This is a genomic window from Nitrospira sp. BLG_1, from assembly GCF_047338595.1.
Taxonomy (GTDB): Bacteria; Nitrospirota; Nitrospiria; order Nitrospirales; family Nitrospiraceae; genus Nitrospira_D.
This window is the reverse complement of sequence record NZ_JBLFBO010000008.1, coordinates 24261-37233: the sequence shown is the minus strand read 5'-3', so window position 1 is coordinate 37233 and position 12973 is coordinate 24261. Positions and strand designations below refer to the sequence as shown.

Annotated in this window: 7 protein-coding genes; all 7 read right to left on the bottom strand. The window is 54.4% G+C overall.

The window, feature by feature from the left end:
* Positions 1–60: 60 nt before the first annotated feature.
* The 7 genes from ACMTNU_RS09570 to ACMTNU_RS09540 all read right to left on the bottom strand — a co-directional run bounded on the left by ACMTNU_RS09570 (position 61) and on the right by ACMTNU_RS09540 (position 12646).
* Complete coding sequence (locus ACMTNU_RS09570; protein ID WP_413935017.1) at positions 61–1587, bottom strand: substrate-binding periplasmic protein; 1527 nt, start codon at positions 1585–1587, stop codon at positions 61–63.
* A complete protein-coding gene (locus tag ACMTNU_RS09565; protein ID WP_413935016.1) occupies positions 1578–3101 on the bottom strand; it encodes a lipase family alpha/beta hydrolase in 1524 nt (507 codons plus the stop codon). Before ACMTNU_RS09565 ends, ACMTNU_RS09570 begins: the two co-directional genes overlap by 10 nt.
* A gap of 274 nt (positions 3102–3375) precedes the next feature.
* Positions 3376–6744: an alkaline phosphatase family protein gene (locus tag ACMTNU_RS09560; protein ID WP_413935015.1), complete on the bottom strand. Its 3369-nt coding sequence runs from the start codon at positions 6742–6744 to the stop codon at positions 3376–3378.
* A gap of 659 nt (positions 6745–7403) precedes the next feature.
* A complete protein-coding gene (locus ACMTNU_RS09555) occupies positions 7404–8129 on the bottom strand; it encodes a PEP-CTERM sorting domain-containing protein (RefSeq protein WP_413935014.1) in 726 nt (241 codons plus the stop codon).
* Between the two features lie 254 nt (positions 8130–8383).
* Positions 8384–9094: a hypothetical protein gene (locus ACMTNU_RS09550; RefSeq protein ID WP_413935013.1), complete on the bottom strand. Its 711-nt coding sequence runs from the start codon at positions 9092–9094 to the stop codon at positions 8384–8386.
* Positions 9095–9150: 56 nt separating this feature from the next.
* On the bottom strand, positions 9151–9384 hold the full coding sequence (locus tag ACMTNU_RS09545) for a hypothetical protein (protein ID WP_413935012.1): 234 nt from the start codon (positions 9382–9384) through the stop codon (positions 9151–9153).
* Between the two features lie 223 nt (positions 9385–9607).
* Positions 9608–12646 (bottom strand): hypothetical protein, encoded by a 3039-nt coding sequence (locus tag ACMTNU_RS09540; protein ID WP_413935011.1) that lies wholly within the window; start codon positions 12644–12646, stop codon positions 9608–9610.
* Positions 12647–12973: the final 327 nt, after the last annotated feature.

The window sequence follows — 12973 nt, the reverse complement described above, 5'->3', positions numbered from 1 at the left end:
AAGATAACACCAAGTCAAGAAGGTAAATGCAGCCAGACTTCAACTTTCGATTAACCCCATTTAGGAATTGACGCATGGTAGTTCAGTGCTTGGGAAGAATTTCTTGACGAGTCTAAGATAAAGTGAAAAATCGAAAAGATCTTCCCTTTCTTCCCTGTAGATCGTTTTAATTTCCTGCTGGACATCATTATAAGGAAGCCCCTCTCCCTTAACATGTTTGTCCAGCTCCGTGCACATTAAGGAGTTCACTGTAGCGACAGCATACATAGGCGAATAGCCTAATTCGCTAGCATAGAAATCCCTTAAATCGCTGTATAGAGTGCCTCCGGGCATATATTGCTTTTGCTCATTTGTCTCGGGGGCTATTAGGTCTTTGGCCCGTTCGTCTGCGGTGAAAATGAAGTTCACATTGCCCTTTTGGAGATCCTTCACAAGATCCTGCAACAGCAATTCGCTTACTATCTTAAACCGTTTTGACTTCGCTAGGTATCTAAGCGCCCGTTCATTGACGCTACCTGATATGACCCCTACGGTATCTCCATCCCCCGGAGGCCCCGTCCTACCCGATTTAGAAATAAAGATAGACAACGCATCGGTGTACCCTCTCGTGAAGAATACCCCGCGCTGTTCTCGATACTTGGTGCGAGTTATTTGCCCAATGGCATAGTCAACCTCTCCCCTGGCTACTCCCTCGATAAGGGTTTCATATGTAGGATATTGGAGATAGCGTTTCTGTTGATTTTTCTGTTCCTCTTTGTGCGTCAAGAACTCCTTGAAATAGTTATCCTGGATTGAATTAACAAGGCTCTCTTCAGTCTTGGCCAGATTATTATCTACTCTACCCCCGTCTATCGCCAGTTCCAAAACACTTCCCTCCACCACCCCTACTAGGACTTCATTCATAACTTTGACACGGCTCAGAATTGACTCAAACACTGTAAAGATGAAATATGGGCTCCATTCTTCAAATATCGTTATGTTCCCCTTGCTATCAGTATCCGCCCGGGCAACGCGCCACGCATATGTCCCTGAATGTTCAATCGGCACTTTGACACTATCCACTCCGGGCTGTGTCAAGTAAAACGTCTTACTATCCAGTTTCCTCTTGTCCGGAGTGTCCGCGTCTAGCTTATGTGGACTACACCGCGATTGCTCCCTAAAATTTTCTGTTGTCCGTTTAGAACGATCTACCTCTTGAATCTCTGCAATGCAGACAACTTGAACTAGATATTTGTGGCGGTGCTTCCTATCCCGATCCACCCACTCCAGTTCTTGGTCCATCTCCTTCTTGCCCCCATTGGAGGGCCTGAACAGCAGTGATATCTCGTTCTTTGGAAAGATAGGGAGAGGGCTTCTCACACGCTCTGGAATCCGTGCCTCTATGTTGTTCTGCATCTCGGTCAGGTCGTCCTCATATGCAGTGCGACTTTCTGATAGCTGCTTCAGCAAGTCACCTGCGTCAAAATGGTAGGTTGCGACGAAGACCGCAGAAATCGCAGTTACCAAGCTGGAGAGCGTCAAAAGCGGACCAACCCCGACTCGCTCAAGCAGGGGTTTCTGATCGGGTTGTGTCTGCGCTATTCCCATGCGCGAGTCCTTACAATTATGCCGTGACAGCAGAAGTAATCCTGTGAATCCTCTGGAAACGGGAAGTGAAATGTTCCTGACCCATTGGTGATGTGCGTCTCTTGCGCGGTCGGTGCAGCATCCTCATCGCTCTGCTCTCCCCACCGATACCTAATGCCGTTTAAGTCAAGGTTGATAGGGACCCCGATATGGAGTCGATCGTTTAAGATGGCTTCTCCCTCGAATCGCGAGGCGCGAACCATATCCTTGTGCGTATAGTGAGGAACGACTTTGACTTGGATAGCGGCCCTCAGATAGTCATCGACATGGTTCGTCGAGGGCTTGGGTTTTCTTAGAAACCCTGTAAAGAGATGCGTTTCCTTTCCGGACTCCTCCTGAATATACTTCCCGCTTGGCGCACGACGCATAGGAACAATGAGAGAGCTATTGTCGATGTCCCGCCGAGTGTTGAGGTAGGTCGGTAATCCCCGAATCGCAACATCCACGTTGATTTCCAGAAACTCAATGGCTTCGCCTTGATTGAGATTGGGCAAGTCTCGTTCAATTGTCATGGGTGCCAAGCTCACCTCAAACCGAATATCGCCAAACAAGAAGCGGACGAGGTTTTGATAGCCTTCTTCACTATTCACGAGTCCAAAAGGACCAGAGTGCGCTCGATGCACATACGCACGAGCAGAGTTTTGGATGTAGGCGCTTTCAATCGCAACGAGGCCGTCACTCGCTGGCCCTACGGCATGTTTTGAGACCCAGATCACATAGTCTTTGTAGTTGGTTCCCACAAGACAAAAGATCCGGTCCTCGCTGATGTCCTTCCGGGCTGCTCTGAATTTGTGCAGCTCCTGATTCTTTTTGAGCGATAAAAATCGGCGCATGGTATCTGTCCCGAAGGTATCGGAACCCTGAAATCCGATGAGGTCTCGAATATCCTCGGCCCACCCGAGACCATGTCGGAACACAATCCCTTTGTGAGGAGTTCCGTAGGTGAATACGGTATTCACTGGTGTGGGAGGAGTGGATTTCAAGCTCCTCCTGCTGAATAGCGACTGATTTTGCAAATAGCAGCGAGCAACCAGCCCGCCCATGCTGTGCGCCACAAGGTTGACCTTGAACTCCTTCGGCGACCCACACGCAAGGCGAATCTTGTGCAGAAAAGCTGCAAGCTTTTCTGCATAGTCTTCGACTTCAGGGCGCTTGTTAGTACCTAGAAGGTGAGACTCGGGATCATAGAAACGGAATATCCAAAGCGTTTCACGCCACTTGCCGGCTGGTACGGAATCCGGCAGCGGTTCGTTTGTCGAGGAGACATAGCGGTTGAACGTACTCACATACCTTTCTTCTTCGATCAGCCGGACGAGTGGGCTCTCAAAAATATGCATGTTGGGGCGAGAATCGGATCCCAACTTATATTGCGTAGATCCCAGCTCAAAGCCGTAGAAGGGCGAGTTAAACGTCGACTCGACTTCCCCCTGGGTCATTGCGTAACCGCGGATATATACGATGGGATACTTCTCCACTGCATTACTCCATAGATAAATGCGCCCGAAGGCTCCGGGAACGACTGCATCCCCAACGCCTTGTTCAACAGCCTCCTAAGGCCTCCTTGGATCCTTGTTACTACTTTGCTGTAGTCTGCCCACAGGGCTAATCAACTCTGGCTTGCTAAGCGATTCCCACCCACGCACGGCCTACACGGACGTAGAACGTTGTCTTCTCGTCTTCCCCATTAACTCGTTGAGGAGTGGATCCGTTGGACGCCGTCATAAATGCAACGTTTAACGTCCTCATTGACTACCGCCGAATCGCGTACCGATCGCGCAACGTTCGCATGATTTGCTTGAAATCGTCGCCGCCCAGCGCTGGAGCAACGCGCCTCTCGAAAGCGGCTCTTGGTACCGGTGCAGGTGGTACAGGAATGCTCGGGATGTCCTGACGAGGAGTGGTGCGGAGCACCATCGATAGATCATTTGCTGCAGCGACACGTTCCCCCAGATCCGGAGGGTTGGCACTCATAAACCGACGGGCAATCGTCTTGGCGATTGACGTATGATCGAACACCACGTCACTCGCTTTCCCTTGATCGACCCACGGCGAGATCACAAAGCTCGGCACCCGCAACCCATAGTGATCGATGCCTGAGACCGGCTTGGCCTTCTCCCGGTAGCGTGAATCCAACGGATTCACATGATCATAGAACCCACCATGCTCGTCATACGTGATAATGAGCAGCGTCTTCTGCCATTTCGGCCCCCGCATGACGGCATTCACTATGCGACCGATCAGGTTCTGACCGGCGGTAATATCTGCAGGCGCTCCGTCGTCGTTATCTTGTCCATCTGGTTCATCGATAAAGTTAGGGTCGATGAACGACACAGCTGGCAGGGTTCCTGCCTGCGCACAGGCGAAAAAGCCCTTCACGGGATCATCTGCATCCACGATAAAATGATCGTCAGTGGTGTACTGAGAAAACAAGCGTAGGAAGCAGTAGCGGTGTTCATAGTACCGCCAGTCCACTCCACCTTCCGTAAGATGGTCGAGAATCGTGCGCGTAGCCACCGGCTTGAAGTCGTCACCTGTGAAATTATCAAATTCAAAGTTCCCAAAGGAATCTCGGTTTAGCCGACCAGTCAAGGTATAGAACCGGTTGCAGAATGTCGGTCCCGGATGGGCGGAAAACCAGCGATGGCAAATGAGAAACTCGCGAGCTAATGCATCGTACACTGGCACATTCGCCGCGTTGTGATATCCCATAATTCTTCCCGGATCCACAGTCGCGTTTGGATGATGTTCGGCCAGTAAGTCGGCGAATGAGGCGACGAAGCCATCGCATGTGCCTCCAGCGATCTGGTTCACGACGCCCTTGTGACTGTGGTCAGGACTTTCGAGGAAGGTCGTGTCAGGTAGTAAGAGTGACCGATAGTCTTGCCCCTTGTAGCGATTTGTCTCACCGCCGCGTAATCCATCGACGTCGGATCGACCCCCATGTTTGCTGAGATACCCGAGCATGTGATCGAAGGAGCGATTCTCCATCATCAACACGACAATGTGATCGATATTGGCCAGCGGCCCTGGCTCCATTGGTGGCTGAGTAACTTCTGGGAACGGTTCGAGTTGCCCGGCCGGAATGATGTAGTCGATGGTGAGTGATTGGGCATCGCTCGCCGTGCCGACGACCGTAAAATCTCCACCAACAAGCCAGCGCGTGACCATTTTATTCAGCCGATCACGGTTTTCTGATGACTGCAACGCATCCCATATTTTATCGCGGAAGTTCGCTTCAAGCTCGCCCGCAGTCATCCCGTCGGGAAGTACGCTATCAACATCGGCATTAGGTATAATGAATCGACTGATCAATGTTTTTTCAAGCGCTATTTGTGCTGCCTGTTCGATTGCCTGTTGGTTCACTACTGGCCTAGCATTTGGACCCCCAAATACTTGTTTAATTACTTCCCCTCTAAAGGGTGCTTCAAGGTGTACGTCAATGAACCCCGGTCTACTGTGCAATATCGTCACGGTGGCTGAATCCACGGCCTGGTTGATGTCTCCTATGAACCCGACGAGGTCAATAAGGCCTTGTTGGCTACCGAATTCAAATTTTATCTGGATGTTAAGTCCCTTAATATCAACGTCAAAAGGCACACCAAGAATTTTGTGCCTTAATTCGATGGGACTATCGGCTTCAAAACGAATGCCAAGCCTCACTCCCATTGGTGGCCCAGGATCAAGAGTGAGCGTCAATTTGTCGCTGTTTAACATATGGAAATCATTATCCGCATCCGCAAGCTCCTGTCGATACCGCGGGTGCTCGTGATCGTATCGCTGCGGATGGTCGATGGGGACCGTCGCGTCTTCCTGGGCCACGGTGAGCACCGTCTGTCCAAATGTCTCGCCGGGATTATCCAGGCGTAGTTGAAACATGGGACGAGCACGCTCATTGAAGAAGAGGTCAAACTTACGCTGTAAAACATTCCATGGCAGTACTTTCCTTCTGCTAGCAGGAGGGGGGACAACATCGTCGCGCACGAATTGCGCAGCTTGAAAGGTTCCATCTCCATTGCTCAAGGCGGCCCATACCCCGTCGGTGCCAAAGCCGATGATGTCCGCCTTGCCATTGCCGGTCAGGTCCACGACGAAGCGCGGATGCTGATCCACCCGCCAGCCCTGGTTGACCCCAAACCCTTCGAAGAACTTTGGCTCCCCGAAAGTCCCGTCGCCATTGCTCACTGCGGTCCAGACCCCATTGTCTCCGAACCCCACGATGTCGGCCTTGCCATCGCCGGTCAGGTCGACCACGAACCGCGGATGCTGATCCACCCGCCACCCCTGGTTGACGTGGAACCCCTCCAGCACCAGTTTCGGTGTTTGAAAGGTCCCATCGCCATTGCCAAGTGCCGTCCAGACCCCGTCGTTGCCAAACCCCACGATGTCCGCCTTGCCATCGCCGGTTAGATCCACGACGAATCGCGGATGCTGATCCACCCACCAGCCCTGGTTGACGTGGAACCCCTCCAACACCAGCTTTGGGGCTTGAAAGGTCCCATCGCCGTTGCTCAAGGCAGTCCAGACTCCATCGTTGCCAAACCCCACGATGTCCGCCTTGCCATCGCCGGTTAGATCCACGACGAAGCGTGGATGCTGATCCACCCGCCACCCCCGGTTGCCCCCGAACCCCTCCAGCACTAGTTTCGGTGCTTGAAAGGTCCCATCGCCATTGCCAAGTGCCGTCCAGACCCCGTCGTTGCCAAACCCCACGATGTCCGCCTTGCCATCGCCGGTTAGATCCACGACGAATCGCGGATGCTGATCGACGCGCCAGCCTTTGTTGACGATGAACTCCGTAAGCACGGACTTATCCTGGGCAAAGCTCCCGTCACCATTGCTTAACGCAATCCCCACGTCATTATCCCCGAAGCCGATAATGTCGGCCTTGCCATCACCGGTCAGGTCCACCACAAACCTCAGGTGCTGTTCCGGGTGCCATCCCTGGGAATTGAAACTTGTCAGGACCATGCGCGGCTGACTGAACGTACTCCCGCCCTTATTCACCGCAACCCATACCCCATTGCGGCCAAAGCCCACGATGTCCGCCCGGCCATCGCCGGTCAGATCCGCGACGAAACGGAGCTCCTCGGGACCCCACTCCTGACCTGTCCAACTCATCTTCAGCTCCTTCTAGCAAGAGTCACGTGCATGTGCATAAGTTACGGATGTACGGCACCCTCCATTACCCCACCGCGATTGGTCTTAACCACCTCCACCGCATGACTAGCACTGTTCGGAACAGTAGACCACTCGCCAGCAAAGCAAGGCACGTGCCGAACAAAAAGAGTGTGTGCCTGTTCACTTTGTAGTCCATTCTGGCCATGCGTAGTTCTACATGGCCCTGCATCTTACAGGGGCACCTGTATCTAATTCTACTTGTACGTATCTGTTCAGATACACGATGATCCGCCCAGCAGATACCCGACACATCAGCCGCGTCCTAACACTCGACATCGCCGCTCAACTGTGCGCCGCAGGCAAATCAACCAATCCACTCTGTCAACCAATAGATCGAGGATCGAACCCGTTTTCCGTCTGAACGATAGAAGATCCGACCCTGAACACAACCACGAGTTTGTGAACAATCTCTGGGACGAATCGTATTCATAGCGCCACGCCTGCTAAGCACAATTCTCCGTGGCTGCCGGAGTTGGCCGGGAACAATGCACTACATGGCATGCATGAGGCAAGGCCAGCCCTCAGAGGGCGGAGGATACACACAGCAAGTCTGGGCCATATCGGGCCAGCCGATGCTAAGCAATTAGCCAGTCGAGGTGTTAGACAACATCCCCACCGCAATTGTGAGCCGGAGACCAGCGCCGGAGGATTCTAAGACCGGCGAGTCCAATCAGACCGAACCCAAATAATAACAACGTATCAGGCTCCGGCACGGAGGCCACCGTGAGAGAGGTGAGCTCACCAGTAAAACCACCTGCTTGAAAAGTCATGTTAAAGGTTCGCCGGGCTGGAGCGATGCTCCCGAGGGAAGGTGGCACCAGAGGAAGGGCATCACTTGTGAACAAATCTTGTCCGAAGATATTGAGTTGAAAGCCTTGCGGCGCTAGGTTGTTGATTGAAGGTCCGAGTACCGTTGGGTTAAGAAAAGTATTCGCGAGGAGAAGGACGCTATACTGATCATCCGTTGTTCCTGTCGCAATGGGCACTCCAGGTTGTACATGGATTACCTGGATCCCCGACGAGCTGTTCGTATAGTGTCGGCCAAGCACATCGAGTGAAAAGGCGCCGAGGGCATAACGTGCAATGAGGGGAGAACCCGCGAGGAGGTCCGGCGCTGTGGACTCAAATGTGTAGCTTCCCGAGATCGGAGTATTGGGAAGAATTGGGGGATTCAATATGGGGTTCACAGACGCTGCGACCGTACCGGTGAATTGGAAGGTCACCGGAATAGCCTGTGCCAGACTGCTGATTCCCAGGCTCATGAATATGATCGATGCCACCCCCATAGATTTCATCCAATAAACATGTGCATTTTGACTCTGCATGACGTCTCCTTTCTTGCATCTCACACTGAAACAATGTCATTTCTCAAATAAATAACCAGCTTAGCTACTTGCCCAAGAAAGCTCTTGCACAGAGGACTGCCGACGCTCAACCTCGCACCACCGGCCAATGAACCCATCCGCTTTGACAACCGATACATTGAGACTCCAATCGGCTTTAACTCTGAACAAGATAAGTTCCAGCCCTGAGCTCTTCCAAAGTCACACCTCCTGGTCGTTCCGCGTTTCAGCTTTCCTCACTTGGTCGGTTTTAACGAGACAAAGATGACTTCCTCATAGGTGTGGCCGTTGACAGTGAAACTGGCTGGATCGGAACAGGGACCTGTGAGGATGAACTGACAGACGGTGAGAGGTTTCCCATCCGACGTGATTTCGCCGCTCGCCTTGGTGCAGAGACGGTCATGGAAGACCGGATCCTGCGCTTCGACCTTCGTTCGCGCCCCGGAACACACGTAGCCTACCGGATGAGGGCTGAAGAGGTTGCCGAAGAACCCTCCCTCAGCAAGCGAATAGGCCCTGGTTTCTTCGTTCGTCTGTGCAAGAAACGGCGTGGCTCCAGATTTCGCATGCATCGAGACCTGCACATGTTTGCCGGCATAATTGGTCAGCGCCAACATACAGGCTGAGACCCACCGTTCTTGCAGAGGAGTCAAGGGCGCCTTCAGCCATTCCGGCGCCAGCCCGAGGTGTCCGGGAAACGTGAAGCGCTCATGGCCCTGGACGGAGAAGAGCACCACCGAATCTGGCAAGGCACAATTGACGAGATATTTCAGTTGATGCCGTGCGGTCTCCGTTGCCGCAAGCATCGGATCAGCTAGTTCGACTTCTTGACGCGGCTGGGAGGTAGCAGCCTGGGATGGCAGGGGCGGCTCACGCATCGGTGGTTCTGCCGCTACAAGGCCTGAAAACAGGCCGGTGAAGATGGGGATGATCAGGACCGTCCACATAGGGTGAAGAATGGGAGGGGCGGATGCGTTCCGCCCCTCGAGAGCCAGACGATCTGTTATTTGCTTAACGCCTTCTGGCTAATACGGGAGAGGTCCAGTCCAGTTGCCCGTAGGCCGTTCACGGCGATTCGTTCATTCACAGGCATAGGGGCCAGGCCATTATGAGCAATCCGTTCATTCACCGGCATAGGCGCCAAGCCGTTATGCGCAATCCGTGCGTCGGCAGGCAATGCCGCGAAGAACACCGTGGCACAACCAGCGATCACCACTGCCGTTAGCATCTTTGTCATCTTCCTACCTCTCATGTGTGTGATGTTTTTGATGTGAGCGCCTTCGCTCTTCTCCATCCGTATATTCCATCACGGGACCGATCACGGATTGATCACAGATTCGTAACCACCGGCTATACTGAAGAAATACTTAGGAAGACTGGGCCGAAGAGCGATCGACCACTTATGGAGCTTATGCGGCGCGTGAGATGACGGTCGGCACCAGGTCGAGAGCTTCTGAAGGCTAGCGCTCGGTGACAAGAGAGTCAGACACCGAGTGCCCAATTCCCAATCGGCTTGCGGTTCGCGCGAGTCGGTCGCGAGTGGGATGCAGCCAGGGGAGATGATCGGGCGTAGGAAGAAATTCACCGGTATAGAGAGATCGCGCCTGTTTCACGAGGTGCTCGCTCTGCTCCTGTTTCCCCTGTTCCATGAGGAGCAACGATTCTTTCGCCAGCTGCTCGAACGAGAGCGCATCGACCCAACACAGCGTCTGGTTCAACGAAAGGCGATTTTCCTGTAGCGTCACAGCCTCCTTGTGTTTCAGGAGGACACGCAGTCGATTCAGCTCCGTTGTGAGCGCCTGATAGGCCTGGTCGCCATCGGATTCCGGCCACAAGCGATCGCAGAGCGTCTCAGCCGGCACCTGCTGCCCCCCATGGGCGATGATCGCTTGCAACAACCCCAATGTCTTGCGTGGGACCTTGCGCGTAAACTGAAGCGGCCGGTCATTCACGAGTATCTCGAATTTCCCCAACGTGTACACTTTGATCGCCCAGGGCCAGGCCGTGGAGTACCACGCGATCCCGACCGGCTTGATCTGTAAATTCCTGATGAGTAGACGGACAAAGGCCGGTTCAATTTGCTCCTCCAGCGCCCGCACCAAGAGTCGAGCGGTCTCATCCGGTCGTCCCCACGGAAGATAATGCTGCCCCGTCTCGGCAGCCAATGCGAGTCCTTCGCGTAAGGCCGGGAGCCCATCCGATTCCTGCCCCGCATCAAGATGGAGACGTGCCTTTGCCAGGAGCCACAAGCAACGTCCCAACAGATAGTTACTTGAGACCTGCACCTGTGCTTCCAGGCTGGCTAACAATCGATGTGCTTCGTCGTCGTTCCCCAGCGCATGGTAGGTCATAGCCCATCCAACCCGTATCTCCGCTTCACCGAGGGGACATTGAACGCCACTATTCAATGTGTCAGCTTGCTTGCACTCACGCAAGGCGGACCGGAAGTCCTCGACCAGATAGGCCTGCCACGCTGTGAGAAAGTGTAGATAGCCTTGTTGAAATGGAGCAAGGTGGTCGTAGTGCGGGCGCACCATGGCGAGATATCGTAAAACATCCTGTGGCCGGTTCAGCATAAGACGTGGGTAGGCAGCTACTCCCGCCACCCAACCAATCAGGAAGTAGATCCCCTGTCCATGACACAGTTCAATGATGGGATCGGCCGAAGCCAGGGCCCGCTCCATATCACCTCTGTGCCAAAGAGTGTGGCCTTCCGCATGATCGCGCATGAGCCGAGCCAGTGGAGGGAGATTCTCTCCAAGTCGGTTGCGTATCCTGGTGGAAAAGTAGTTCTTGGCGTGATGGTTTGTCCCTCCACATAAGTCGATGACTGTCCCAGGGACATACGCTGCGGCCAATACGACTGGATCATCGATGGAAGGGAGCAGCCGGTCCAGTTCCTCTCGCACAAGCGGAACCAAGGGGGAACCGAAGTGCGGCCATGCGAAGACCGCCAGAAGGGCAGAGATAAATTCGAACCGAACGGGAGCGGGTAGGTCGGCGGGCATATTCTTCAGCCACCTCTCACCAATTTCCATCCATGAATCGACTCGGCCAAACCGGTCCCAAGAATAGATAATGGCCTTGACAACTCCGACCCAGGCCAAGACCTGCCCCACCAACTCGCCGCGGGTTTCAAACTGGCGATAGGCCTGCTCGTGTTGTGCATGGATCTGTTCAAGCATGGCCGCATTGGCCGGTGGAGTGGAACAGGCCGACCAATACAAGAGCCACGGATCGCTTGCGCATCGCTCCGGTGGGAGCGTCTGGAGCCACTGCTGGATGACTGCAAAGCGGCCTTGACGCAAGAAGCTCGGCGCATGGGAGATGATGGCGTGGGCCACAGCCTCGTGGTCTTGCGCATCTATAGACAGGTCGACTGCAGCTTCGACCTGACCAGCCGTAGAGAGGAGATGGGCGGTCTTGGTGCGCAGGGTGAGCAGGCCCTCCGTCGACCAGTCCTGTTGGAGCCGATGCTGGAGAAACTCCTGAAGCAAGGGGTGATAGGTATAGGACACCGGAGTTCCATCATGCCGCTCGACAAAGTAGCGCCGCCGATAGAGTGTCTCCAAGTAGGATTCAGCGTCACGATGCCCCGACAATTCCGTGGCCATGACTCCCGTGACGACTGGGCAGTAGGCCGTCGAGAGCAGCACGTCTTGCGTACGTACATCCATGCGCGCAAAGACTTCGGCCCCAAGATAGTTGAATAGCGCCTGGCGAGATGGTTCCTGGCTCGCCACTGTGGCGCTGGATCCAGTGGCCTCTTCCAAGAGCAAGACCAACCCGGCCATCCACCCATCGAGGGTGGCCGCAGCTTTGGTCAGTGCCCTCTCGGCAGAGGCGTCGCGTCGGCGAGACCGGTACAAGGCGATGAGCGCGCAGCTTTCCGCCGAGGTGAGGCGCAATATGCCGCTATCCATCATCGTCATGCGACGCGACGCCAATAGGGAAGCCCATGCCGGTGGCGGCTCTTCACGGCTGATGATCAGCACGGGACGTTCCATAGCCAGGTGGCTGAGCCCCAGCGCCACCATCTCATGGACAGGACTGCCGGCTGGAATCGTCTGGTAATTATCCAACACCAGCGCGATGGATCTCGGCAATTGCGCGTCAAGCGCCTCGAAGACGTTGCGCGTGAACACCGACACACCCTGCAAATATTCCGGCGTCAGATGGGGCAGCAGTGGACTCTTCCGCGGCGCAAGCGGACGCGCGGCGAGGCTGAGATAGTGAAAAAACGTCGCCAGATCGCCATCTCGCTCGTCCACCGTATACCAGAGGGGTCGGAGGCGACGTGCGTGCAGATAACTCGCCACCAGCGTCGTCTTGCCTGCGCCCGGTGGTGCAGCGATCCAGATGATGGGTCTGGTGCGGGCGCGATCCAGTTCGCGAAACAACCGTGCACGAGGCACGATCTTCGGCAACCTGGGCGGCGTGAGTTTGCTCGGGAGCGGCCGATTCCGATCCGGGATCGACTGTTCCATCTTCTTCGACATGGTCTTGTTCCCCCTGAACTGCGTGGCGGATCCTGCCATAGCGAGACGCACCACCGCAAGCATGACTTAGAGAAATAGCTGTAAGTTTCTACAGGTAAAAGAGTTACGTCGTCGGCGAAGATAGTAGGAAGGGAACAGAAGCGAAAGAGTCACACGACTTTTCGTAGGTTCGCAATAACCTAGCCACTCGGCCCACAGAAATTCCGTAGATAATTGATATTGCGTGCATCGGTGATCCGGGTCATGGGATTCAGGCTGTCATACTAGTACCGCATCGTCCTTCCTTCTGGATCAGTGACTGTGGCCAGATTCCCCTTCTGCCGTTCT